Source organism: Bdellovibrio sp. HCB-110 (assembly GCF_047323225.1).
Lineage (GTDB): Bacteria > Bdellovibrionota > Bdellovibrionia > Bdellovibrionales > Bdellovibrionaceae > Bdellovibrio.
In genome coordinates this window covers 1,444,694-1,468,221 of record NZ_CP178750.1, presented here as the reverse complement: position 1 = coordinate 1,468,221, position 23,528 = coordinate 1,444,694, and the positions used below count along the sequence as shown (strand labels likewise).

Genomic DNA, 23,528 nt, shown 5'->3' with positions numbered 1-23,528 from the left:
AATGAAACAAAATGATTTTTTCTCCCTTTCACTTTCTAAAGAGTTGCTCGCCGTCGCCCAGGATTTGGGTTTTGAGAAACTCACGCCCATTCAGGCGGAAAGTTTACCGCACCTCTTGGCGGGGAAAGATCTTATTGGCCAGTCTAAAACAGGCAGCGGTAAAACCGCCGCTTTTGCGTTACCCATCCTAGAAAAAATCAAAGTGAGCGAGCGCCAACTTCAAGCGCTGATCCTCTGTCCTACTCGTGAACTTGCCACGCAAGTTGTTGGCGAAATCAGAAAATTGGGACGTGCGCACCAAGGCTTGCAAGTTCTTTCTTTGGTTGGCGGACAACCGGGACGTGAACAAGCTGAAGCTTTAGCAAATGGTGTTCATATTGCCGTAGGAACTCCAGGACGTGTTTTGGATCTTATCACCAGACGTCGTATTGATTTAGATGGCATTGCAACTTTGGTTTTAGATGAAGCCGACAAAATGTTGGATATGGGTTTTGAAGAAGAAATGAACGCGATCGTTCGTGAGCTTCCTCAGAAGCGTCAAACAGTGTTGTTTTCGGCCACCTTCCCGGCATCAATTCAAGCTATCAGCAAAAGATATCAAAAGAATCCTGTTCAGGTGACGATCTCTGAAGACGAAGCCAGTTCCATTGAACAATATGTTTATGACTCTGAGAATGAACATAAGGTTGGAACCTTGATGCGCATTCTCCAGCAACATCCTGCAAACTCGACGGTGGTGTTTTTTAATACCAAAGCTTCTGTTAAAGAAGTTTCTGATCTTCTGACGGAACAAAATGTTCCCTGCGGTTCTTTACATGGAGATCTTGAGCAGCGCGAACGCGATACGGTGATGACAATGTTCCGCAACGGCAGTTATCGCATTCTTCTCGCGACAGATGTCGCGGCTCGTGGACTTGACATTAAGAACCTGGAACTTGTCGTTAACTTTGATCTGCCTTCACAACCTGAAGTGTACATTCACCGCATTGGGCGTACCGGTCGCGCTGGAGAAAAAGGTGTTGCCGTTACAATCGCTCACCCCCGCGACAGCCTCAAACTTTTGGAGATTGAAACAGCAACGGGTTCTAAATTCAAACGCCAAGCGCTGGGGTTTAAGAATCAACACGGGCTTGGGAAAAGCTTGAAAGAAGCTCCCATGCAAACTCTGTCTATTTCTGGAGGACGAAAAGATAAATTGCGTCCCGGTGATATTCTTGGAGCCTTAACTGGTGAGGCTGGGGGCCTGAAAGCCGAAGACGTCGGCAAAATTGAGATTCACGATAAGTATTCTTACGTCGCTATCTCCGCCCCCATGGCAAAGACCGCCTTTGAACGCCTGCGTGCAGGACGTATCAAAGGTCAGAAATTTCAAATCAAAATTATTTAAGTCCTAAAAGAAGATCGAAGTCTTCTTTTGTCAGTGCTCCGCTACCTGGACCGATATCGGTTTCACTTTCTGGAGTCGCAAAAAGGGATTGGAACTTTTTGTCTTTGCGGTTTTTAAGAAGCTCAATCTTTTCTTCCAAAGACTCGTGCATAATATATCTAAAAACTTGTACAGCTTTGCTTTGTCCCAAACGATGAGCTCGGTCTGTCGCTTGATTTTCTACAGACGGATTCCACCACGGCTCCAAATGGAAAACGTAACTGGCCTTCGTCAAATTCAAACCGACCCCACCCGTTTTAAGAGTCATCACTAAGACGGCACCGCCTTGGGTGTTATTAAAGTCCGCCAATAACTTTTGTCTTTGTTTCGTCGGAATTCCTCCATGCAAAACAAAAACAGGGATGCCGGCTTTACGTAAAAGGTCCGCTGTATGCTCGAGAGTTTGCAAGAACTGAGTGAAGACCAGGGCACTTTCCCCGGATTCAACAATCTCTTGCAATGAGTCCATCAAAGCTTCTAACTTTGGTGGAATTCTATCGTAACGGACATTCGGTAAAGCCGCAGGATCAGAACAAGCCTGACGAAGTCGCAGTAAGGCCGTCAACATCTGCAATTGTACGCTCGCGTCCCCTTGAGTGAGCAAACTCTCTTGTACTTTCTGATTGTATGAAAGAGCGATGTCGCGATAGATCTCCATTTGACGCTCTTCAAAGGCAATACTGACTTTGGTTTCTTGTTTTTCAGGAAGCTGATCTAAAATTTCTTTTTTCGTACGACGAAGCATCAAAGGTCGGATCTTCAATTTCAGATCTTCGATTTCTTCACGAGTCACCATTTCGGTATTCACAAACTGACGACGGAAGTCTTCGATTTTTCCAAGACTTCCCGGCACTAAAAGGTCAACAAGGGAGTAAAACTCTCCGTAATGATTTTCCATCGGAGTTCCCGTAAGGCAGATCTTAAAGCGCGCCGTCAACGCACGAGCAGAGCTTGTTCGTTTGGTCGTGATATTTTTTAAGTTCTGAGCTTCATCAAAGATCAAAACTTTCCATTTATACTGATTTAAAAAGTTCTCATGCTCCATCAAAAGACCGTAAGTGGTCAGCACCACGACATCTTCTTTGGATTCAAGCTTCTTTCCAACCTTCATCATATCTTTACTTGAAAAGACCGTGAGAGGAATACCCGGCGTAAACTTTTCGACTTCACTTTGCCAGTTAAAGATCAAAGAGGATGGAACTACGACGAGCACTTGGCCCAGTTCTCCTTTTTGACGGAGGTCTTCTAAGAACGTCAAAGTTTGCAGTGTCTTACCCAACCCCATATCATCTGCGAGCAAGGCCCCCAGCTTCAAATTGTAGAGATCTTGAAGCCATTGAACTCCTAAAGTTTGGTAAGGCTTCAGATCCGCTTTCACAGTTTTTGGAATAGAGATCTCTCGAGTCTGCGAACCCATCTGATCGTAGAATTCACAAAGTCGCTTCCACTCTTCATCGCCACGAATGCCCACGCCGGAAGCTCGTAATGCCAAAAGTTCAAGAACTTGATGACGAGGCAAGTGATAGACCTTTTCACCACTGCTCTTCTTGCTAGTTTCGTTCTTTCCTCGCTGTAGCTTCTGCCAGAAGTTTTCCAAACGTCTTAAAGAAGGCATTTGTTTGCGAGGAACCAAATAAAGGCGCCCGTCATACTCGATCACGCCACCGCTGCCAAAACTTCCCATGCTTTGCGGGTCAATTTCCTGGCCACGTAAAAAGAACTTCGGATTGAGTTCAAACCAGTTTAAATCTCTCTGCTCTTCATCACTTTGCAGGATGAAGTCGACTCGGAACTCGTCCTCGGCCAACTCTTGCAAAGGCTGATCATTAAAATACAAAATGAATCCATGAGGAATCAAGGCTTGCATCGCTTCCAATGTCTCATGGATCTGTGAACCCTCTTTTTTGACTCTAGGAAGATGAAAGCGTCCCTCTGTCAAATAAGGATCTTTTTCGAAATCTCCAGTCCAAATTTTTGACAGGAAAGATGTACGGGATTTTTTAAATGCTTCTCCACCACTGGTTAAAGCCATGCGTTTAAGAATTTCATAAAGCAGATGAAATTCCCGCTCAACAACGCCCTCTAAAATCACTTCGCCTTGTTCAGAGTAAAACGACTCACTGGCTTTAAGAGATTTCAAAGTTTTAGAAACGAAGTCTTCAAAATGATTTAAGACAGATTGAGAACAAAGCTCCGTCAAAGTTTGCTCACGGGCAAGCACCACTCCTGAGCCGCTGATTAAAAGAGCTTGGATATTCTGATGTAAAGAAGAAAATATTCTGTCTTGTTCTGGAGTGGACCCATCCGTCAAAGTTCCTTCAAAATGGAAAGAAAGAACTTCCATAAAAAGGTACTGCAAAACACCCAGATGCTTTAGAAGTTTCAAATCCCAATCGCGTTTTCGGCGCGCCCGTGTCGCTACATCTTTCGCGTCGGCATTCATTAAAGACGGAAGGCCTTCTGACAGGGTCTTTAAATATAAAATAGACCGCGGCGTCCATCCCTTGCGAGAAAGATTCTTCTGTCCCATCACTCGAGCGTCGTGTTGAATATAGAAAGAACCCGATTCATCCAAATGAATCTCGGTCTGACTTTGTGAAGGGCTCAAAGTTCTGGATTCGCCAATAAGGCGGACTGGGATAGTGCGCGTACGCAAGTATTTTAAAACAGTTTTTACTTCAAGTTCACCTTCAACATTGATGGTCGGACGCTCGGCCACGGATAAATGAAAATCGGCATAACGATCCGAAATACCCGTCAATACTTCACGAATCTGATTCCACTCATGAAGCCAAGGATGCACCAGAAGCATGCCCTCTTTGGGATCAACAGCAAAGGTTTCAAAATAAGAGAACGGATTTTTATGGGCACTCATCAACTTGAATTCAGCTTCAAGCTGTTGCTTTTCGATAAACTCCACACGCCAGTTCAATTCAACACCGGGATCGAACTCAATATAATGAATCGGAAGCCCCATGCGTGGATGGTTCTTAGACTGCAAGAACATCTTAAGCTGTCCTTGGTTCACCTTCGTCGCAACCTGACTTAAGAGCACTTGAATGATCTCTTCCAACTCTCGCAAGTTCTGACTCAAAAACAAATGTTCTTTTTGCTGTGTCAACGGCCATTGTGAAAAGGCAGATGTTTGCGTACGCGCCTGAGGTAAAAGTTCTTTCGGCACGGCTCTTTGCAGAGGGTGGCGCAGAATATCCTTGGCGGACACTTGAGTTCCATCAGTGAAGTTGTAGCGCAAAAGTCCGGTAAGACGGTTTTGTTCATTCACTTCATTAAGATAAAATCCTGAATAGGCCGTGACCTTCTTACGGAAAATCTCGGGCATATTCCACAATAGTGGCGAAGGCACTTCCAAATCCTTCGTCATCTCTTGCATTTTGTATTTATCTAAATCCGTGGTCAGCAAAGTGCCCAGAGAGTCTGAGGTCATCAAAGGATGATCCTCTAAGAAAAGACTGACTGATTCTAATTTGGTGCTTTGTGAAAAACCAAAACGGGCTTGCGAAGCTCGGGCCTGACTGGTGTGCAGGGGTTCTTGTAAATCTTTTGTGAGCTTCAGAAGTTTGCGATTGATGATGCCCTCTTCGTCCGCTGTTAGCGCCTGCCACAAAATAACAAAGGATGCCCACTGGTGCTCGCAAGTTTTTAGAGACTCCATCGAAGTCTTGCAAACGTCACAATGAAACTCCAGATCCGCGCCCGGATTGATTTCATTGATCTTAACCACAAATCCTTTTTTTGTATTCTGTTCAGCAAAAAAGAGTTGAAGCTGCAAAGCTCCCTGCGGAGTCGTTTGCATCTCATGGCCTTCAAAGACGCTGTCCTCAAGAAAGCTTAAGCCCTCTTCATAAGTGCCAAGCTCCCCCAAAGGGACTTTTTCACTAGGGGCACGAAGTTGCGATATATTTTGTAGGCTCAAGGGGCTTAAAAACACTCTTTTTATCCTTACTTACCCAGAAAAAGGGCATCACATAGAATCGCCCAGATAAGCTAAAAAGTCACGAGGCAAGAGTGTTTTATTTGAGAATTCCCCTCCCAACCAAGGTTTTCTCAAGTTTGGCGTTATAGAGGTTTAACAAAGACTCTTTCACCTCATTTCCCTCTAGGATTCCTAAGGCATGTGCGATAGCCTGCAGGGTTGCCATTCCTTCAGGGGTGTTTTCCGCTCGCATATGAAGCTTGGCTGTGTTCGGAGTTTTAATCATAACACGAGGAACGTCCTTCAACTCGTGATGACGATAATGCACCTTGCTGGCCTGGCGCCAATTACCATCAGGCACGATCAATTGAACAGGACGCGGATCTTGTTGTACCAACTTTTCATTAAGCTCCAGGGCGCCTTCCGATGGGTAAAATAGCAGAGTTCGATATTCAGGAGTTAATAAATCACTTAAATCTAAGGCCTCGCGGGAATCACCACGAACGCGCATCTCACTATTGACCAAAGCCTTAATCGCAAGTCTTCCCGTATTCGTCGTCCGTTTAAGTTCTTTGGCGTGAATAACCAAACAAATGCGGGTCCTTGTGTTCGCTGTCGGAATGCGCTCACAAATGCAAAGGTTACGATTGAGAAAACAAGTCGGACAGGGGTCTTTGGTTTTTCTTTTTCTCTCTGCCATCATATTGAAATTCCTTGGTTTACCATCCCTGCTGTCAAAAGATTTGGCAAGCATGAAAATTTGTACCTACTAAAAAACTAACAGAGGCAAGAGTCCTTAGGATTGTTTATTTTAGCTTCACTAAATAAAACCTAAATGGAAGGAAAATTTTATGTCTAAAATGCTTGGTATCGCATTAGCTTCTATGATGTTTGTACTTTCTCAAAACGCTCAGGCGAAACAAGAAGTATTGACTCTTCAAGGCACAGGAATCGATGGCAAAGCTTGCGAAGTCAGAGTGATTAAAGATGGCGACACTTTGAAAAGTGTTGAACTTCGCGGCGCTAGCAAAGTTTTTGAAATTCTCTCTGAAAATGGTTCTGGTTATGGCCCAGAAACAAGAATTTCTGACAGAGGTGGCGAAGAGGTCCTTCAAGTTCTTCAAGAAAACCCTGATCTTTACACAAAAATGCAAAAGTCAGATGCACTCTTCTCTGACTCTGTAACGTACACTCTTGATACTTCAAATCTTCCGAAAGTAGAGGATGAGTTAAAAGGCATCAAGATGGTTTTCAAGATCAAACTTTCTTTCGATGGCAACCAACTTTCAGAAGTGAAAGTCGGCGCTAAAGCGAAGGCTCTTTGGGTGGCAACTTTGGCCTCTTCTTTGTTTGAGTGCGCGAAGTAATCTGATTTAAATCATGATTCTTTAAAAGCCTCCCCGATCGGGAGGCTTTTTTTCATTTGCCTATCTGTTTACTTTTTTCGGATCGATATGAGTGGGAATGGCCGTACCACTCCATTTGTGAGTTTGGTAAGAACCTTCACGGATCTTTTTAGAAGTAAGCTCGGCATCAACCAAGCCATTGTAATTGGCTTTCGCCGCAAAGAAGGCCAAACGTAAAAGCGTTTCTTCCCGATCCGCGCAATCCACAACTTGTACTGGCGGTTCTTTCCGACTCATTAAGCGAGACTCTTTGCCTTGATCCTTAAAGAAAACCATGATGCTTTTGGCGCGTTCCATCGTGTCGTTATAGGAGTCCAGTTCCGGAGCCACCTTCGCATCAAAACACTGAGGGCAATAAACATTAAAAGAAAGATCCTGAGGGATCTTCGCCAAAAAAGAAAAGCTGTCTTCTTCTAAAAACTGCGCGCACTTCTTACAAACAGCACTTTTACAAATGCCACACTCCAAAGGAGCCTTAGCGCTAAAACACGAACAACATGAGTTTTCCATAGGAACTCACCTTAACACACCTTCCGCAGTGACAAAAGCCCTTCCCGCATTTAATATCCCCGCCATGAGGATTCTTTACCAGGATGAATACTTTTTTGCGATAGATAAGCCGGCGGGATATTTTGTACATCCTCCGGAGCTTTCGCCCTATCCCGTGCCTAAGGAAAAGATTTGTCTTTATCACTTGCGCAAGCAGATGAATCAGGATGTTTTCCCGGTGCATCGCTTGGATGCTCCCACCAGTGGCGTCTTATTATGGACGACATCCCGTGAAGCGACGCGGGAACTGAGCCGCCTCTTTATGGAAAGAAAACTGCAAAAGACTTATCACGCCGTTGTGCGAGGGCACGTCGAAGAAGAAGGCTCTATTGATATTCCTTTGGAAGTTCTAGGTGAAGAAGGTCTATTAGAGTCAAAAACGATCTATAAACGATTGGGAGCCATTGAGCTTCCATTTCCTGTTGGCAAAAAATATCCCACAGCTCGTTACTCTTTAGTGGAAGTACAGCCAGTTACGGGCAGATGGCACCAAATCCGTCGCCATTTCGATCGCGTGGCACATCCTCTCTTGGGTGACATTGACCATGGGGACTCTCATCACAACAGATTTTTCCGAGACCATCTTGAAATCAAAGGTTTGTGCCTGAAAGCAGTCAGTGTAGAACTCCAACATCCTTGGAGCGGAGAGAATCTCAAAATCGAGGCGCCTGCCTGCGAAAAATGGGAAAAGATCTATTCCCTTTTTGCCAAGAACCAGTAAGCTGGGGTCTATGGCTCAACCCTCGACTCTTTATCGCTTTCGTGTGGATTTATCTGATGTAGATCGTGGCGTATACGATCAATTGGATTTTCGAACAGCGATGCATCCGTCCGAATCCATGCCGTATCTTTTTACACGCGCAATTGCCTTTGCTTTGAATAGCGGAGAAGGTCTTGAATTTTCTCCAACGGGTTTAGGAGATCCTGATGCCCCGGCGATGAGTATCACCAATCCCGGAAGCGGACGAGTGTCTTTGTGGGTGGAGATTGGAAATCCCAGTCCCAAAAAACTTCACAAGGCCTCTAAGGCCGCAGAGTCTGTTAAAGTCTATACTTATAAAGACCCGACATTGATTCAAAAAGAATGTCAGGGACAAAACGTTCATCGAGCAGAAGAGATCGAGATTTACGCGATTGATCCGAAGTTTCTGGAAAAACTCAGTGAGAATGTGCAAAGAGAAGTAAAATGGAGTCTTCTCCTCCACGATGGTGCCTTGACTATTAATTGGGGCGATCATCACGAATCATGTGAGCTCAAAATATATTATTTAACATAGGTGGTTTTTGTGCTTTACCCAACTCCCCTTATCAAAATCAGTTCTTTGTCTGAAATCACAGGTTGCGAAATTTACGGCAAAGCCGAGTTTTTAAATGTCGGCGGCAGTGTCAAAGATCGCGCCGCCCATGGAATCATCGAGCAAGCCGAAAAAGATGGATTGCTAAAACCCGGCGGAACTATTGTTGAGGGAACGGCAGGAAACACGGGAATTGGTCTTGCGACAATCGCTGCACAAAAAGGATATAAGTGTTTGATTGTGATGCCCAACAACCAAGCCGCAGAAAAATATCAAACTCTCAATGCTTTGGGCGTGGAGCTTGTCACGGTTCCACCTTGTCCTTTTGCTGATCAAAATCATTTCTATCATACAGCACGTCGCTTGGCAGAAGAACGTGGGGCTTTTTGGGCCAATCAGTTTGAAAATACGGCGAACTTCCAAAGCCACTACAAAACAACGGGTCCCGAAATTTGGGAACAAACTCACGGAAAAGTGGATGCCTTTGTCGCCGCTTCGGGAACAGGTGGCACCATCGCCGGAGTGTCTCGCTATTTAAAAGAGAAGAATCCCCAAGTGCATGTTCGCTTAGTAGACCCGATGGGTTCCGGTCTTTATTCTTATGTGACAAGCGGAGAAATAAAATCCACTGGAACATCCATCACCGAAGGCATCGGCATCATGCGCTTGACAGCAAACTTTAAAGAAGCAAAGATCGACGACGCCGTTCAAGTGAATGACACAGACATGATCTCGACGCTCTATCATCTCGCGCAAAAAGACGGATTGCTTGTAGGCACTTCCGCTGCACTCAATGTTTTCGCAGCGTACAAGTACGCGCAAGAACATCAAGACAAAGGACTCACCATCGTCACTGTTCTATGTGATTCCGCCCTTCGCTATGCTTCGAAAGTTTTTAATCCTGTTTTCTTAACAGAAAAGAGTCTGACGCCCTACAAACTCTAAACACTTTCATGACGAGAACCTAACTTAATTTTTTTTAGAATCCTTGCTGAACTTAAAAGATCAAAAAGGATTTTGAAAATGGAAATTCAAAGACGTCATTTTTTAAAGTTGGGTGTGTTTCAAGCCGTCGCTCTAAGCACAACCCTGAAGGCCAAAGCTCAAACAACTCCCCACTTTGTTCCGCCAAGACAGGGCGCTTCGATCTTGCAAGGAGCCACTGACGACACCAGAACTCAGTTCTCGATCTTGCACGAAAGAAGTGATCTAGAAGTTTTTGTTTCGAACTCTCAAGGACAACAGTGGTTGCCAGACGAGGTTCGTCCGCTCTCTTTCGGCAATCATCCGAAAAAAATTACGAAGGCCTTTTTCTCAAATCTTGTCCCGAATGAAAATTTTTATCTCAACGTTATTGATCCGACGACCAAACAAGCCATCGACGTTCGCGAGTTTCAAACTTTAGATCTATCTAAATCTTCGATTCGCTTCGCCCTTTGCTCCTGCATGAATGAAAAAGAACATTCAGCGGATATTTGGAACAACATGGTTAAAAATAAGCCGGATGTTTTATTCTTTATCGGAGATAGCGTTTACGCCGACAGCGGCGCCGGAAAAGGTGGAGCAGACCCCGCTTATCTTTGGAAACGCTTTTGCGAAGCGCGATCCACCTTGGAAATCTACTACAGCAAAAAATTAATTCCTATTTTTGCAACATGGGATGACCATGATTTCGGACTGAATGATACGAATTCACGGGAGTATGCGTGGGTCAAAGAATCACAAACAAACTTCTTAAGCTTCTTTGCCCAAGATGAAAGTCATTGTCAGATTTTAGAAAAAGGTCCCGGCATTAGCAGTGCTATTAAACTGAGAAATCATTTATTCATTCTGCTCGATGATCGCAGTTTCCGTGAAAAACGCGGATCTCGTGAACGCTATGCTCATTGGGGGCAAGAGCAAGAAACTTGGATGCTCAACCTGGTCCGTCGCAGCGCGGGACCTTCATGGCTCATGAACGGCAGTCAATTCTTCCCAGCAGTACCATGGAAAGAGTCAGTTTCAGGAGATCATCCCGCGCAGTTCGCTGCCTTCTTACAAGAACTCAAATCTATTCCGAACAAAGTTATCTTTGCATCCGGTGACGTTCATTACAGTGAAGTTTCCCGTATCGAACCTGAAGCTGTTGGCTACCAAACTTATGAACTGACTTCCAGTTCGATTCACAGCAAAAACTTTCCTGGCGTTCCCGATATTATTCCTAATGGTCGTCGTATCGCAGGCACCGGACAAAAGAATTACATCCTGGTGGAGTCGGAAGCTTTAGAAGCCAGTAGCTCTTTTAGAGCGACAAGCTTTGCGGGCAACAATACAGTAAAATTTCAAATGGATTTTAAAGTTTAATGTGTCCAAGCCTTGAGGTTCTCAGAATACGTCGCTCTATTTTCGGGACTGACTCTTTTAAGAGCCTCAAGGGCACTTGCTCGGGCTTTTTTATTATCACCAGAAGCAGATTGCGCAAACGCCAGATTGTGCCAAGCAACTGCCGCCTCCGGGTGGGCTTTAAGAGCTTGCTCTAGATACATCTCTGCCTTTGCATACTCTTTCTCTGAATACGCAATATTAGCAAGACCAATAAAGGCTCCTAAACTTTTCGGCCACTGTTTAAGAATTCGGTAGTAAGCCGTTTCCGCTTCATCCAACTTGCCAATTTGTTCTAAAGCCGCCGCCGCAGAAATATGCGAAGCCTCACTTGCCGTGGTTGAAATTTTTTCGGGAGGCAAAACAACAAGCCCCCAATAATCTCCTAACATCCAAGATCTTTCAAACTTACGCAGATCCCAGCGCTTAGATTCCTCGGGGCCCGAATGCATTATCACTTCTTGTTTTTCAAGATCATAGCCAAAGACCACGGCATAATGCCATTGCGGAAACCAGCTCACCGACAGGTTTTCAAAAACAATCACAGGATTTCCCGCTTCGATTTCTTTGAGAAGGGTCTCAAGACCGGTGATTGGAATCGCCATCATTCCTTGACGACGACTGGCGCTGATCATGTCTGTCTGTAAGCTCCCCTGCATTCCCGGTGTATAAACCTGAGGGGCGACCTCGTTCACCGTACTCTTGTTGCCAGAAAAATTTAAAGCCATAGTCAGGGCCGCAGGACCACAGTGGCCGGCACTTTGTTTAATAAAAGGCACGTCCTCAATCACCTGTTTTGAATGAACAGGAAAAGTCTTGGCTGCAAACAGATCTTCCGTTTGCTTAGGAACACTTGCACAGGCTGCAAGACATGAAAACAACACCAAAAGAAGGAGCGTCTTCATAGGAATCCTAGATGCGTTTGATAAGGAAAATGATCAAAACGACAATCAGAATAGTCACGAGAATATCACCGCCCGCGCGCGCCTGCTCAATCTGTCCGGAAAGTTGTCTTAACTCTGCCTCTGAAAGACTGGCTAAACGCGATGATGCTTCTTCAGGAGAAAGACCTCGTTCAATAAGAGCCTGTTGGACATCGGAGCGGTTGAGATACTCCCGCACGTTATTCAAGGCCTGAGCCCGCGTCAGCTCCTCTGCAAAAACATGGGTCGGAATCATGCCGGGGGATGCAATAACCACGGACGGCACATTACTAATAAATGCGCACATGGCGATAGAGCCAGCTGTTTTAAAGGGTTTTGAAAATAGCATACAAAGCTCCCTTCTAAAAATCTTCCTCTTATTTTAAGGGGCCTTTGCTGAAGGCGCAAAACTCAAACATCTTTGTTGATATTTGGCACGCGCAAGTGTTTAAGACTTTGACAAAAAAATCGAATTTCAAAAACACGTACGTGATTAGCTAGACCATGGTACACTGACTCTATGATCAAAGAGTTATGGCATTCTTTCCCACGTGAGTTGGAACAAAAAATCAATGCTCTTCTTGATGAAGCTGAACCCAGCCAAACAAAGGCATTTCAGCTCTATAAAACCTGCCAAAGAGAAAACCTGTGGCAGGACTCCTTTGAAAAATTCACTGAACGCATCGGAGCTTTCTTTTCTACTCCGCGAACAGATCGTCGCAAGAGCGATTTGGATCGCCTTTTAGAGCGCCCCGTGGATAGCGTTCTTTATGCCGACTTTCATTTGAACTTTAGAAATGCCGTTGTGGATAACAGGTCCGTCCTAAATATCGTAAGCTGGGCCCACAACCTTATGCGCATCAGTATTAAAACCAACAGTGTTGTGATCTCGCTGGATGTTTTAACGAAGACCCTGCACTACATCACGAACCCGCCTCTTTTTGAAAAGGCTCAAGACATCACCTTTGATGACTTCTGCGCCGCTTGGAAAAAGACGGTCTTTAAACTCTTTGGGAAAACTTACGACTTGGAATTATCAAAAATTCTAAGTGAACTGCATTGGCTTAACACAGAACTTAAAAGTGCCGAGAAGAATCCCCATGAAAATGCTTTCTTCCCAACGATTTATTTAACTCAGACTGAAATCGATTGGGTGACGGATGTACAGAAAGCCGTGACAGTTCACGAGGCGGCTCCGAAATTTCCTCTTTCCAGAGGACCTCAAAAGCAGCGCCTGATTGATCTAGAAAGAGCGCTCCGTCTTTATAAGATTGTTCAAACTAGCAAACTGCCCGACTTTATTCAGCATCGTGAAAATATTCGAGCGACCATCCTGGATCGTTGCGCAAGCCTTCTTCGAGAACGGGCACGTTAAGACCATCAATGGAATTAAGAGAGTTCGTCCACAATCACGGACGCTGTTGGATAAAAATGCTCTAAGGACCGTTTAACTTCAGAAGTAAAATATTTTGCAGCCACACGAAGATAAATAAACTGCGGTCTTGCACCCCAGATTTTGGTTTTCTCCAAAAGATCCGAGAAATGATCCTGATCATCTAGAATCGTCAATGTCAAAGAATAGGAAATATTATTCTCGTTTAAGGTGACCACATTCTTACGCCACATCTTAGAGTGAACAACCATGTGCGGCGACCTTGCGCTGATCACATCTGTTCCCAAAGAAATTCCATCAAAGTTGATAAGCCCCTTAAAACTCTCTAGGTAAACCGCCAGATCCTTGTGACCGCCCGTTGCAATTCGAACTTTTTTCGTTTCATGCTGCAGCCCACTCAACAATTCAAAAAAGTATGGGTATTCAAGAGGTTCGCCGCCAGATACAACGACGAGTTTTTCAGAACCCGCAGCAAAGACTTGTCTAGCAGTTTCCAATGGCAAATGCAGTCTTTTCATTTGAGGACTCGAGAAAGGACAGTGAGTGCATCCCCCACTGCATTCCGTTGTGACCGTCAAAGTCTTTGCTACGTTTTCCATATTACACCACAGGAATATGATGACGAATTTCAACTATCAATTTGGTTTGGCTTAAGTCTTCAATCACGCGATCAAGCTTGAGCTGATTTTCTTTGGAGAGGTTTGCATCCCACTCGTCCAGAAGAATCACCCGGGCCTGATCTTTTGTGGCATCTTCAAGGGCACACAGAGCGACTTCCCCACTGGATTTAGAAAAAGTTGCCGTGCTTAGTTCCAATTGGTGGTGAGAAGGAATGTAGAAACCTTCTTCACTTAAGTTCTGCTTTAACTTAAGTAGCAAAGTGGACTTACCTGCACCATTGGCTCCCGTCACCGTAATACGACCCGTTCTATTTGCCAGAGCTTCATCTAACTCCGAGAATGTAATTCTTTGATTTTTAGAATTCACTTGGATTTTTTCAGGCGTGATAAAATCCTCAAGACGGAGTTCCTCGGCATAGGCCACAGTCTTTTCTGTCATTTCAAGACGTTGCAGCAAATACTTCCAATGAGCCCAGTAAGATTGAATCACTTGGATGTGCATCACGATTTGCATACTTCTTGGCAACATCACTAAAAGAGCCACCACTTTAGCCGTGTCGTTTTGATGTAAATAAATCAAAGAGAATACTGTTGCCACTACAATAAATGATGTCAAAAAAGCCGCGATTCCCACAACTCCGTCGTTGACGCGGATATTTTGCAAAGAGGCCTCACGAGATTTTCCAAAGAGGGCATTAAAATTAGCAGTCCATCTTTCAAAAGTGCTGCGATTTCCTAAAATAATATTGTCCCAGCTTTTCGCCAAGAATCCGTTCACGTCGTTTTGCGCTATCATTTCTTTTTGTGCGCCTTCAGTGATGGCCTTATCGGCAATATGAACAACCAGAAGCCCTAAGATTCCCGCGCCGACAATGGAGATCCCCATCACTGTGCTAGTCACTAAAATAACTGACACTGTATTAAAGAGAATATTGAAAGAGGTCGCAACAGAGTCCGCTGCAAACTGAACGCTGGATGAAATCGAGTCTTGCCCCTCGCGCATCATGATGTCATGACGTTCACTCTTGGCCTGTGAACTTCTCCAAAGATCAGGACGTGAATAATTCGAGCGAGTGTAGGACTCAAAGTATTTCCACAGAACACCCTTTTGCGCCACCGTCATATAGTATTTCATCAAGACATGGAACAAGCTGCCTGACAGCACCAAACTAAACAGAAGCAGTCCCGCTTTAAAAAAAGATAGGCCTTCCGTTGGCACATGAGCCGCGAGATCTCCCATAAGGAATGTTCCCAAAGCCACCAGGATCTGCTGAAGAGCGATCACCAAGAGGCAGATTTGAAATCCGCGATCTTTAAAAATAGATTTTAAAATTTTCATACTGCACCTCGAAGTAATTGAAGAAAGTTAAAATTGATTTGCGAAGGTTTTTCGGCTGGAACAAACAACGTTGTTCCGAAATCAATCAGTGAAAGATTTTGTGCAAGCTCTCCCAAGAGAACCGGAATGTATTCAGCCTGATGCTCTTGACCGTTAGAGGCTTTGCACAAGTAAATGGTTTTACTGCGATCAAAGTATTTTTCCAAATAGGCTTGCAACAAAGACAAGCTGTTGTCTTGAGTTGCGTCCTGAAAATGAACTTTGTCGGTTCCGACCGAGCACACATGATAAAGAAAGTAATTAACAGAATTTTCTAACTGATATTGAAACAAGAGAAGACGATTGACGTCTAAGATGGATGTTCCCTTTTCCAAAGGATCTATAGCCAGGTCATTAAGCATGACATCAAAACTCGAAATCCCCTCGATAAATCGAACATCCTGGGAAAAGTCCTTATTTTTGGAAAGCATTTGCGCGAATGTCACGCCCAAGCGCGGATGACCTGCCACCAACAAAACAACGTTGTCATGCTGCTCTGAAGTCGAGAAAATGTAACTGACAAAACTGTTGTAGTTATCAAAATCCTTAGCGCCATTTTTATAGAGAAAGCCAATGTCTTTGATCTCTGGTAAGTTGAATTCGGCCTGAAGCTTCAGCCAAGATTCTTTTTCGGGTTCAATCCCCAAGACAATATCTGCATTTTTCAAAGCACGAAGGGCTTCAAGTGTTAAGTGTTTTGCTGGATCAAGTCCGCGGCCGATAACTGTGATTGTTTTCATTGGATAGTCCCCCAAAAAGAAAACGGGAGTTCCCTAAGTGGAAATCTCCCGTTTTTAACTAACGTTGTGCTTCGAAAGCCTTCAAGATCTCTTCGATGTCCAATGGCAAAGTAGCCAAGCAACGTGGAGTGATAGGGCCTTCAGTTTGGATTGGTTTTTGTTCTTTCATTTTTCCTCCTTTAGGAAAGTTTCCTTGGAGGATTGCAAGGCCAAAGCCAGAAATCGGCGTCGCCAAATTCAATATATGCCACTTGGCGCACCGATTCTCGAACTTAGGAGCTTGTTCTTAGATTGAGGATTATCCAGCCCAATGCATAATGTTTCTATATTTCACCGGCTAATCAACACTCTCAAAAAGCAGTATATTGTCTTAAAAGAAAGGACTGACCTATGAAAAAACTTTTATTCTCTCAACAAAATAACGAACGTCATTGGGTCGGCGATGGCTTTCCGGTTCGCTCGATTTTTACTTATAATGACCTTGCCAAAGACATCTCTCCATTTTTATTGATGGATTATGCGGGACCTGTGGAGTTTCCTCCTTCTAAGCACATTCGCGGCGTTGAGGAACATCCTCACCGTGGTTTTGAAACTGTGACCCTGGCCTATGCGGGCGAAGTGTCACATCGCGATTCTGGTGGTGGCGGTGGTCTTATTAAAGCCGGTGACGTGCAATGGATGACGGCGGCTTCGGGAGTCGTTCATGAAGAAAAACACGGTCGCGAATTTTCAGAGCGCGGTGGTGCTTTTGAAATGGTGCAACTTTGGGTGAACCTTCCTAAGAAAGATAAAATGGGCAAACCCCGTTATCAAGGGTTGAAGGCTGAAAATATCCCCAATGTAGATCTTCCCGACAATGCAGGCTATCTACGTGTGATTGCCGGAGAGTACAATGGAGCTCGAGGTCCTGCGATGACATTCACTCCCATCAATCTTTGGGACATTCGTTTGAATGCCGGACATAAGACGACCTTTAAAGTTCCAGCAGGCCATACGACAGCCATCTTTGTCCTAAGTGGAAAAGTCGAACTTGGCACGGGCGAAAAAATCGGTGAAGCCGAACTCGCCGTTCTGGAAAAAGAAGGTGATACTTTTGTTCTTAGTGCTCTTAGCGACGCAAAGATTTTATTCTTGGGTGGTGAACCTATTGATGAACCGATTGTGGGCTATGGTCCGTTTGTGATGAACTCCATCGGCGAGATCAAGCAGGCCTTCACGGATTTCCAAGAAGGTCGCATGGGATCTTTTGATAGAATCGCCGGAAGCGAATAAACTCAAAAGCCGAGAGGTCTCCCCTCTCGGCTTTTCTTTTTTTAATTCAAAACTTCTGTCTTTATTTTTATACCCGCCGATAAGAGTTTATGAACAGGGCATTTTTCAGCGATCATCAAAAGATGTTTCTTTTGATCCTCCGTTAGATTTCCCACGAAACGAATTTCACGTAAGATCTCATTGGAAGCTCCCTCAGAGGTGATATTCACTTTCACGTCCGAATACTCCAAAGGAATACCTTTTCTATTGGCATACATTTGCACTGTGATGGCCGTACATGAAGCCAGGGCGATCTCTAGATAGTCATGGGGTGAGGGCGCGCTGTTCTTTCCGCCTTTGTCTTCTGTCACATCACTGCGAACTTTAAATTCATGGGAAAGAATTTCGAATGCCAAGGTGTCGATTTTTTTTGACGATTCTACTGACATAACGACTCCACTACTTCGCCGCTAAGTTTTGCGCAAAGTGCACATAGTTTTGCAAAAGTGCTTTTAGTTTCTGCTTTGTCGCGGGTTCTGCCAGATCCCCCGAAGAAAGAAAGGCTTCTGCGGCTTTAGGAACTGCGAAAGGTTGCGGATACAGAAAGGAACCTAATGTTTCAAAGGGAGCTCTGGTGTGACCGAGCCCACGAATCGAACCGAAAGCTCCCGGTGAAGTTCCCATTAAAAGAACGGGTTTCTTTTCAAGAGGAATTGGACGAAGGCGTGACACCCAATCAATGGCATTCTTCAAGGGACTTGAAATGGAGGCATTGTACTCAGGGCTTGAGATCACCAAGGCGTCGGCCGATTGAATAAGCTGCCCCAAAGTTTTGACGGATTCAGGCATTCCCGCTGCTTCGATATCGCCATCATACACTGGCAGAGCCAGAGTTTTTAAATCAGCCACCGTCACTTTATGTTCAGGTGTCTCTGTCAAAATTCCTTGGGCCACTGCCAAAAGTTTTCTGTTAAAGGACTCGGTTCGAAGACTGCCAGCAAATAATAATAGATTCATTGAAATAACCACCTTTGAAAATTCCATTTCATCATACATAGGAGCTATAGCTAAAACCAGGTTAACTTTATGGAAACTTTATTCAGCCATATGGATAATTCTTAGGATTATTCAGAAAATTAATTTGTCGGGCTTCGGGGGATGGGGCTATAGTGCCTTTATGGATTTAAATGAAGTCGCCATTTTTGTGAAAGTGGTTCAAGTAGGCAGTTTTCATCAAGCCGCTAAACTTTTGGACATGCCCAATTCGACGGTCAGCGCCAAGGTTTCTGCTTTGGAAAAGCGACTGGGTGTGACCCTGCTCCACAGAACTACGCGCAAACTTCAAGTGACTCAAGCAGGCCAGGCCTTTTATGCTCGCAGTTTGCATGCCATTCAAGAACTTCAAGGCGCTGAGGAGGAAGTGACCTCCAATCAAGGAGAACCTCAAGGAACTCTGCGTTTGACGGCACCGACTGCTTTGGGAAGCACCCTTTTGCCTGAAGTGGTCTCTCTATGCATGAAAAAACACCCGAAGATCCATATCGAACTTATTTTCGCAGATCGCATGGTGGATCTTATTACCGAAGGTGTGGATCTAGCGATTCGCGCCGGGGAACTGAGCGATTCAAGTCTCGTCGCCAAAAAACTAGGGGTGGGATATTTTGCTCCGTTTGCCTCAGCAGCTTACTTGAAGGCCCATGGCACCCCGACTCACCCTAAAGAACTTCGCGAACACACTTGTTTGCAATTTGCTCCTTTGGGTAAAGAAAAATGGGAGTTGGTCAATAAAGCGAAAAGCAAAGTGACTGTTCCGATGCCAGGGAAACTTATCGCTGACGATTTAAATGTTATCAAAGACCTGGTTCTTTCCGGAGAAGGAATCGCCCTTCTCCCCACCTTTATCTGTGAATCTGAAACAAAACGCAGCAAGGTCGTCCGCATCTTGCCGGAATGGCGTTCGGATGTGCGCCCGATCAGTTTCGTTTATCCTCCACAGAAATTTGTAAATCCCAAGCTCAAAGCCTTTATTGAGATAGCGACGGATATTTTGAAAGAGCGACTGAAAGACAACGAAATTTAGTCGCCTCAAATTTATTTTTACCAGATGTTTTTTGCCAATGACGATATGAGTTTGTTTTAAAAAGAGCTGACCTTTTGCTCAGGAGATATTCTTTTTCTTCGGAACTTCGTTTCAATACGATTTTTGCAGGAGATAATTAGAAAAAGCAAAAGGAGGTTTCCTATGAAAACACTTCTTATAATGGCGCTTCTAGCAACTGCGACTTTCAGTTGGGCACAGACAAACACCCAGCCCTTGAATACGCAACCTTCTGCCACGGACCCATCGATATCAACTCCGACTCTGAGCAATCCTCCAACAGGACCTTTTGATCCACGTCCGACACCCCCAAGAGATCCGCGCACATCCCAAAGTGACTTGCAGTCGACTCAAGATGAAATGGATAGAAATCTCGAAGAGTCTCGCCGCAACTTGGATGAAAATCGCAGAGCACTTGAAGAACAACGAAGACGCATGCAACCCACGACAAATCCAACGGTCACTCCGCCTGGAAGTAGCCAATAGAACAGAAAGGATCTATTCGCCTAGAATAAGTTGATAACTGCGTTGGACATTTTTGATGAGCTTAAGAATGGCATTTCCAGGAGTTGCCGACACACGGCCGTCAGCCAAGGTTGCAACAAGAGCATCGAGCTTCGTCGCAAAACTCATGGGAAGATAACCGTGAGAGCCCAAAATCCAATCCGTGAGTAAAACGGCCGTTCTGCCATTGGCATCAGCAAAAGGATGCAGACTGACCAGCCAGTATTGGCAAAGGGCCGCCGCCACAAGAGGATCAGGATGATTATTAAGATTCAGGATTTGGTTTTGGAAGAGGGTTAAATTTTCCGTTAACAATTCGGGAGGACAAGCTTCGACGGGCCCTAGATAAACAGGTTCTTTTCTGACTTCGCTCTGAGTGACTTCCATTAACATGGCATTTATTTTGAGTATGTCATCCCAAGTGGGATTCGCCTCAGATTGAATTTTCTGTGCGACAAAGATATTGGCTTTTTGCCAAGACTCCACGGAACCTTGCTTTAACGTGCCGGAAGACTTTAAACGAAACGGCGCTAAACGAGTTAAACCTTCCTCCCACTGGAGGGAGGACAGGTTTTCAGTTTTAAGACGAAGCCTTTCAAGAACAGCCATCTCTTCCAAAATCTGGGCAGATTCTAGATCTGTGGGTTTCCTTAAAAGGCGTTCCGTCCAAGAATTCACTATTCTACTGTCACTTCTACCATTGGCGCTGAATAAACATCTGTCACCCACTCTGAGTGATCGTTGTATGTGCGAAGCATTTCAAGTTTCAAACTTGCTGCGAACTTGATTTGCATTTCAACTTGTTTACCTGGAGAGATCGACAACTCATAGCTGTCAGCAGAACACATTGTGCGTGTTGAGTTGCAACCATAAACTTGATATTTGTTACCCATGTTTTTGCTTCTGTGAGTAAGATCCAAAAGAACTTCACCATCATCGCCTGTCAAAGTAACGATCGTTTTAAACTGACGACCTTCGTATTCACTAGTGTAATCGTCGCTTTCAAAATAGAAACTGCCCGTCATTTCACCGCGCAATTGATTGTTATACTCTGGAGCGCTTGGAGACTGCTCAAGATTCAAATAAATATGACCAAGGACAACTTGGCCGTTTTCTGTTGTGTGACGAACTTTATCCGCCGACTTCAAACGGAAAACTTGTGAGAATTCTCTTTCAATAACTGTCGATTTCGCAAGAGCTGTTTGAGGGAAAGTAACAGTGCTCGCCATACCTGCAGTGAGGGTCAAAACGCTCGCCAATAGTTCTTTTTTCATAAAAGGCTCCTTAAGGGGGTGTTGTTTTCAAGAGCGTTATAGCGGATTCATTAAAAATATCATAATATAATAAAAGAAAGATATTTATACGTTTTTGATATATAATACCTCTAGAGGTGCCTTATGCTCAATTGGAACTATCTGGAAACCTTTGTAGCTCTTTCAGAAAACCTAAGCTTTAGCGAGACGGCGAAGCTTTTAAACACAGCTCAGCCTGTGATCTCCCGTCAGATTAAGATTTTAGAGGAGAACTTGGGCTATGCCCTCTTCCTGCGCTCCAAGAAAAACGTCGCCTTGTCCCCTGAAGGATTGGAGCTTAAACGAAAATTAGGCCCCCTCGTGGAGGAAATTAAACGGGTTTTGATCTCGGACCGTTCTGGCCTCACCTCCCTCTTTAAAATCAATATCCGCATGGGAAGCATGTATGAAGCAGGAGAGCTTCTTTTGCTTCCTAAGATTTCTCATTTCTTAGAGGTCCACCCCGAGTCCACGATCCATTTGTCATTAATGTCGACCTTCCTGGTGAATGAGCAAGTCGCCAAAGGTTTGTTAGATTTTGGTTTTGTTTATGAACTGAGCGACCGCAAGACCGTGAAAGCTTTTCCAGTGACCCAGGACGTTCCGGTAATGATCGCAGATAAGAAAACGGCTTCTCAATGGCGGAAGCAAGAGTCTTATAAATTCATTGGGTATCGTGAAAATGATCTTTATCTGAAGGGCTTCCTTGAAAGACATCTTACGAAAGCAGAACGCACCAAGGTTCGCTATCTTTCGAGCGTTAATTCTCACAAAGCCATCATTGACCTGGTTCGCAAACAGCATGGCATGGCTGTGATGCCAAGAACCAGCGTTCAACAAGCTGTCGACAAAGGTTATGTCGAAATTGTGGAGCATGATAAAAAACCACAGACGCTCTATCTTGTGTGCCATGAGCAAATTCTGATCGATAAGCGCAAGAAGGCTTTTTTGGATTATTTAATTAAAGAGTTTAAGGAACAAACTTAACGAATATCAGCCCGCCTTTAAAGAGCGGGCCGATAGTCAACTTTCTCAGTTATAGGTGGATGCGAAATAAAGTGCCGTTTTCCGAAAGAATATTGAGGTACTTCAACATGATATCTTGAGGATATTGAACCGGATCATTGTATTTAGCTTGATACTCAACAATAAGTTCATATCTCTTGTCGCTGTCCATTTGCTGCGCTTCTCGAATCAAGCCTTGCTCCGCGATGGCGTAGGCATTCATACTCATTTCTTGATAGGCCGTTTTTAAGAACGAGTCCGCTTTGCTTCCCTTGAACAATTTAAAATATTTATGTCCTTCTGAATCTGCCTGGCGGAAGCTGTAGTTCTTTTCTGCAATTTCTAGACGGTACTGGGTTGGAATGAACTTCCCGATTCGCGACATCATCATTTCATAAATTTTTCTAGCTCGGCTATCGGGTTTATTCGCCTCGTATCTTTTTTGAAAATCGAGTGAAATATTAATGAGTGCTTCGCTAGAAAAGACATAACAACTTTGATCACTTTCTTTTTGCAGCAAAGAATAAAAAACTTCAAAAGCGCCGGTGGCCATAGTTTTGTAAGCCTGCTCTGCCGCACTTCCAGCACGACTTGCATTATGACGTTCCGTGAAGAAATTTAAAAGAGCCAAAGTATAATCCAACGAAATAGAGGACGTCTTTTCGCCGTTCAAAGTGGCGATGAATTCATTCACGTATCGATTAAACTCTTGGGTCGCATATTTTTCCTGAATGGACCCTTGAGGACTGCTCTCAGCCCGTGCAGCCCACACTTGGACAATGTCCAATTTTTCCTTAATAAAGGTGTCGGTCTTTTTATCGCACAATAACGGCTTACGCAAAGCGAGTTGAGGTGTCTCTTTAGTTGAAATCGCATTAATATCCAAAGTGGCTTTGTCCCACAGGGCTTCGGCCTTAACTTCGATGGTTATTATTGCCGCATTCGAGCTGAGGTTTTCAGATAGTAAAGCCGGATCGGTATTGGCAACAATAACATTGCTCAAAGCCTTAACGGGAATGCGCTCTTTCTTTTCCGTGACAAGCGTAACACTGAGAAGTTTGACGTGGCCCACTTCGGGCTTTGCTCTTAATTGCGTGAGCGGAACCGCTTTTGTTAAATCTAATTTGTACAGCTCGCCCCCAGCTTTACGAGCGATCTCGCCGACTCGACCGATGCCCTCATAGGTAGACTGAGCTTTTACGCTCCCTGCTGCTAATAACACAAAGATTGAAGATAGAATTCGTTGCGCCCACTGACGATCCATTTTGTTCCCCTTCTAGGACTTTCGCCTGGACCGCTATTCTCAGTCTTTGTACGAAAAAGAGGGAAGAACAAAAAAGAACTCTGCTTAAA

General features: G+C 44.5%; 24 protein-coding genes. 11 read left to right on the top strand and 13 right to left on the bottom strand.

The window, feature by feature from the left end; genetic code table 11:
• The first annotated feature begins 1 nt into the window (after position 1).
• The gene (dbpA, locus tag ACL934_RS07000) at positions 2–1,387 is read left to right on the top strand and encodes an ATP-dependent RNA helicase DbpA (RefSeq protein WP_413613267.1); all 1,386 of its coding nucleotides are present in this window, start codon (positions 2–4) and stop codon (positions 1,385–1,387) included.
• Here the strand turns inward: dbpA and ACL934_RS06995 are convergent.
• Positions 1,380–5,375 (bottom strand): DEAD/DEAH box helicase, encoded by a 3,996-nt coding sequence (locus tag ACL934_RS06995; protein ID WP_413613266.1) that lies wholly within the window; start codon positions 5,373–5,375, stop codon positions 1,380–1,382. The two genes, dbpA and ACL934_RS06995, sit on opposite strands and share 8 nt — an antisense overlap.
• An 82-nt stretch (positions 5,376–5,457) precedes the next feature.
• Positions 5,458–6,063, bottom strand: coding sequence for a tRNA-uridine aminocarboxypropyltransferase (locus tag ACL934_RS06990; protein ID WP_413613265.1), 606 nt, complete (start codon positions 6,061–6,063; stop codon positions 5,458–5,460).
• Positions 6,064–6,211: 148 nt separating this feature from the next.
• Between ACL934_RS06990 and ACL934_RS06985 the strand changes: the two genes are divergently transcribed.
• Positions 6,212–6,727, top strand: coding sequence for a hypothetical protein (locus ACL934_RS06985; protein ID WP_413613264.1), 516 nt, complete (start codon positions 6,212–6,214; stop codon positions 6,725–6,727).
• A gap of 60 nt (positions 6,728–6,787) precedes the next feature.
• On the opposite strand, the gene ACL934_RS06980 is transcribed toward ACL934_RS06985, so the two are convergent.
• Positions 6,788–7,276, bottom strand: coding sequence for a hypothetical protein (locus ACL934_RS06980; RefSeq protein ID WP_413613263.1), 489 nt, complete (start codon positions 7,274–7,276; stop codon positions 6,788–6,790).
• Positions 7,277–7,340: 64 nt separating this feature from the next.
• On the opposite strand from ACL934_RS06980, the gene ACL934_RS06975 reads away from it, so the two are divergent.
• The 4 genes from ACL934_RS06975 to ACL934_RS06960 all read left to right on the top strand — a co-directional run bounded on the left by ACL934_RS06975 (position 7,341) and on the right by ACL934_RS06960 (position 10,953).
• Positions 7,341–8,036 (top strand): pseudouridine synthase, encoded by a 696-nt coding sequence (locus ACL934_RS06975; RefSeq protein WP_374079208.1) that lies wholly within the window; start codon positions 7,341–7,343, stop codon positions 8,034–8,036.
• 10 nt (positions 8,037–8,046) lie between these two features.
• Positions 8,047–8,592, top strand: coding sequence for a YaeQ family protein (locus ACL934_RS06970; protein WP_413613262.1), 546 nt, complete (start codon positions 8,047–8,049; stop codon positions 8,590–8,592).
• Positions 8,593–8,601: 9 nt separating this feature from the next.
• A complete protein-coding gene (locus ACL934_RS06965; RefSeq protein WP_413613261.1) occupies positions 8,602–9,555 on the top strand; it encodes a cysteine synthase A in 954 nt (317 codons plus the stop codon).
• A 78-nt stretch (positions 9,556–9,633) separates the two neighbouring features.
• Positions 9,634–10,953: a hypothetical protein gene (locus ACL934_RS06960; protein WP_413613260.1), complete on the top strand. Its 1,320-nt coding sequence runs from the start codon at positions 9,634–9,636 to the stop codon at positions 10,951–10,953.
• Here ACL934_RS06960 and ACL934_RS06955 read toward each other — a convergent pair.
• Together ACL934_RS06955 and ACL934_RS06950 are read right to left on the bottom strand one after the other, a co-directional pair.
• Positions 10,950–11,876 carry a PA2778 family cysteine peptidase gene (locus ACL934_RS06955; RefSeq protein WP_374079199.1) on the bottom strand — a complete coding sequence of 309 codons (927 nt, stop codon included), beginning with the start codon at positions 11,874–11,876 and terminating at the stop codon, positions 10,950–10,952. The genes ACL934_RS06960 and ACL934_RS06955 overlap by 4 nt on opposite strands.
• 7 nt (positions 11,877–11,883) lie before the next feature.
• Positions 11,884–12,243 carry a PA2779 family protein gene (locus ACL934_RS06950; RefSeq protein ID WP_374079196.1) on the bottom strand — a complete coding sequence of 120 codons (360 nt, stop codon included), beginning with the start codon at positions 12,241–12,243 and terminating at the stop codon, positions 11,884–11,886.
• A 171-nt stretch (positions 12,244–12,414) separates the two neighbouring features.
• On the opposite strand from ACL934_RS06950, the gene ACL934_RS06945 reads away from it, so the two are divergent.
• Positions 12,415–13,269, top strand: a complete 855-nt coding sequence (locus ACL934_RS06945; RefSeq protein WP_374079194.1) for a hypothetical protein — start codon at positions 12,415–12,417, stop codon at positions 13,267–13,269.
• Between the two features lie 14 nt (positions 13,270–13,283).
• Here the strand turns inward: ACL934_RS06945 and ACL934_RS06940 are convergent, their stop codons facing one another.
• From ACL934_RS06940 to ACL934_RS06930, 3 genes are read right to left on the bottom strand one after another with little or no spacing between them, the layout of a single operon-like run.
• Positions 13,284–13,886 (bottom strand): radical SAM protein, encoded by a 603-nt coding sequence (locus ACL934_RS06940; protein WP_413613259.1) that lies wholly within the window; start codon positions 13,884–13,886, stop codon positions 13,284–13,286.
• 1 nt (position 13,887) lies between these two features.
• On the bottom strand, positions 13,888–15,246 hold the full coding sequence (locus ACL934_RS06935; RefSeq protein ID WP_374079189.1) for a hypothetical protein: 1,359 nt from the start codon (positions 15,244–15,246) through the stop codon (positions 13,888–13,890).
• Entirely contained in the window at positions 15,243–16,025 is a 783-nt protein-coding gene (locus ACL934_RS06930) for an SAM-dependent methyltransferase (RefSeq protein ID WP_374079187.1), read from the bottom strand. Before ACL934_RS06930 ends, ACL934_RS06935 begins: the two co-directional genes overlap by 4 nt.
• A 390-nt stretch (positions 16,026–16,415) precedes the next feature.
• On the opposite strand from ACL934_RS06930, the gene ACL934_RS06925 reads away from it, so the two are divergent.
• Positions 16,416–17,297 (top strand): pirin family protein, encoded by an 882-nt coding sequence (locus ACL934_RS06925; RefSeq protein WP_374079185.1) that lies wholly within the window; start codon positions 16,416–16,418, stop codon positions 17,295–17,297.
• 41 nt (positions 17,298–17,338) lie between these two features.
• Here the strand turns inward: ACL934_RS06925 and ACL934_RS06920 are convergent, their stop codons facing one another.
• Together ACL934_RS06920 and ACL934_RS06915 are read right to left on the bottom strand one after the other, a co-directional pair.
• Positions 17,339–17,725, bottom strand: coding sequence for an OsmC family protein (locus tag ACL934_RS06920; RefSeq protein WP_413613258.1), 387 nt, complete (start codon positions 17,723–17,725; stop codon positions 17,339–17,341).
• Between the two features lie 10 nt (positions 17,726–17,735).
• Positions 17,736–18,293, bottom strand: coding sequence for an NADPH-dependent FMN reductase (locus ACL934_RS06915; RefSeq protein ID WP_413613257.1), 558 nt, complete (start codon positions 18,291–18,293; stop codon positions 17,736–17,738).
• A gap of 160 nt (positions 18,294–18,453) precedes the next feature.
• Here ACL934_RS06915 and ACL934_RS06910 point away from each other — a divergent pair, with 160 nt between their 5' ends.
• Both ACL934_RS06910 and ACL934_RS06905 read left to right on the top strand, forming a co-directional pair.
• Positions 18,454–19,356 carry a LysR family transcriptional regulator gene (locus ACL934_RS06910; RefSeq protein ID WP_413613256.1) on the top strand — a complete coding sequence of 301 codons (903 nt, stop codon included), beginning with the start codon at positions 18,454–18,456 and terminating at the stop codon, positions 19,354–19,356.
• Positions 19,357–19,518: 162 nt separating this feature from the next.
• Positions 19,519–19,860, top strand: a complete 342-nt coding sequence (locus ACL934_RS06905; protein WP_413613255.1) for a hypothetical protein — start codon at positions 19,519–19,521, stop codon at positions 19,858–19,860.
• Positions 19,861–19,872: 12 nt separating this feature from the next.
• Here ACL934_RS06905 and ACL934_RS06900 read toward each other — a convergent pair whose 3' ends face one another.
• A complete protein-coding gene (locus ACL934_RS06900; protein WP_413613254.1) occupies positions 19,873–20,556 on the bottom strand; it encodes a Fic family protein in 684 nt (227 codons plus the stop codon).
• Positions 20,556–21,152: a hypothetical protein gene (locus tag ACL934_RS06895; protein WP_374079172.1), complete on the bottom strand. Its 597-nt coding sequence runs from the start codon at positions 21,150–21,152 to the stop codon at positions 20,556–20,558. Before ACL934_RS06895 ends, ACL934_RS06900 begins: the two co-directional genes overlap by 1 nt.
• 123 nt (positions 21,153–21,275) lie before the next feature.
• Here ACL934_RS06895 and ACL934_RS06890 point away from each other — a divergent pair, with 123 nt between their 5' ends.
• A complete protein-coding gene (locus tag ACL934_RS06890; RefSeq protein WP_413613253.1) occupies positions 21,276–22,157 on the top strand; it encodes a LysR family transcriptional regulator in 882 nt (293 codons plus the stop codon).
• Positions 22,158–22,206: 49 nt separating this feature from the next.
• Here the strand turns inward: ACL934_RS06890 and ACL934_RS06885 are convergent, their stop codons facing one another.
• Complete coding sequence (locus tag ACL934_RS06885; RefSeq protein ID WP_413613252.1) at positions 22,207–23,439, bottom strand: beta-sandwich domain-containing protein; 1,233 nt, start codon at positions 23,437–23,439, stop codon at positions 22,207–22,209.
• Between the last annotated feature and the right edge of the window lie 89 nt (positions 23,440–23,528).

Bases quoted from the DNA above. Each gene is read 5' to 3' on its own strand.
- ACL934_RS06935 (WP_374079189.1), bottom strand. From the start codon at position 15,246: ATGAAAATTTTAAAATCTATTTTTAAAGATCGCGGATTTCAAATCTGC.
- ACL934_RS06905 (WP_413613255.1), top strand. From the start codon at position 19,519: ATGAAAACACTTCTTATAATGGCGCTTCTAGCAACTGCGACTTTCAGT.
- ACL934_RS06910 (WP_413613256.1), top strand. From the start codon at position 18,454: ATGGATTTAAATGAAGTCGCCATTTTTGTGAAAGTGGTTCAAGTAGGC.
- ACL934_RS06960 (WP_413613260.1), top strand. From the start codon at position 9,634: ATGGAAATTCAAAGACGTCATTTTTTAAAGTTGGGTGTGTTTCAAGCC.
- ACL934_RS06940 (WP_413613259.1), bottom strand. From the start codon at position 13,886: ATGGAAAACGTAGCAAAGACTTTGACGGTCACAACGGAATGCAGTGGG.
- ACL934_RS06970 (WP_413613262.1), top strand. From the start codon at position 8,047: ATGGCTCAACCCTCGACTCTTTATCGCTTTCGTGTGGATTTATCTGAT.
- ACL934_RS06985 (WP_413613264.1), top strand. From the start codon at position 6,212: ATGTCTAAAATGCTTGGTATCGCATTAGCTTCTATGATGTTTGTACTT.
- ACL934_RS06945 (WP_374079194.1), top strand. From the start codon at position 12,415: ATGATCAAAGAGTTATGGCATTCTTTCCCACGTGAGTTGGAACAAAAA.
- ACL934_RS06990 (WP_413613265.1), bottom strand. From the start codon at position 6,063: ATGATGGCAGAGAGAAAAAGAAAAACCAAAGACCCCTGTCCGACTTGT.
- ACL934_RS06955 (WP_374079199.1), bottom strand. From the start codon at position 11,876: ATGAAGACGCTCCTTCTTTTGGTGTTGTTTTCATGTCTTGCAGCCTGT.
- ACL934_RS06925 (WP_374079185.1), top strand. From the start codon at position 16,416: ATGAAAAAACTTTTATTCTCTCAACAAAATAACGAACGTCATTGGGTC.
- ACL934_RS06895 (WP_374079172.1), bottom strand. From the start codon at position 21,152: ATGAAAAAAGAACTATTGGCGAGCGTTTTGACCCTCACTGCAGGTATG.
- ACL934_RS06980 (WP_413613263.1), bottom strand. From the start codon at position 7,276: ATGGAAAACTCATGTTGTTCGTGTTTTAGCGCTAAGGCTCCTTTGGAG.
- ACL934_RS06890 (WP_413613253.1), top strand. From the start codon at position 21,276: ATGCTCAATTGGAACTATCTGGAAACCTTTGTAGCTCTTTCAGAAAAC.
- ACL934_RS06920 (WP_413613258.1), bottom strand. From the start codon at position 17,725: ATGTCAGTAGAATCGTCAAAAAAAATCGACACCTTGGCATTCGAAATT.
- ACL934_RS06975 (WP_374079208.1), top strand. From the start codon at position 7,341: ATGAGGATTCTTTACCAGGATGAATACTTTTTTGCGATAGATAAGCCG.
- ACL934_RS06885 (WP_413613252.1), bottom strand. From the start codon at position 23,439: ATGGATCGTCAGTGGGCGCAACGAATTCTATCTTCAATCTTTGTGTTA.
- ACL934_RS06915 (WP_413613257.1), bottom strand. From the start codon at position 18,293: ATGAATCTATTATTATTTGCTGGCAGTCTTCGAACCGAGTCCTTTAAC.
- dbpA (WP_413613267.1), top strand. From the start codon at position 2: ATGAAACAAAATGATTTTTTCTCCCTTTCACTTTCTAAAGAGTTGCTC.
- ACL934_RS06930 (WP_374079187.1), bottom strand. From the start codon at position 16,025: ATGAAAACAATCACAGTTATCGGCCGCGGACTTGATCCAGCAAAACAC.
- ACL934_RS06950 (WP_374079196.1), bottom strand. From the start codon at position 12,243: ATGCTATTTTCAAAACCCTTTAAAACAGCTGGCTCTATCGCCATGTGC.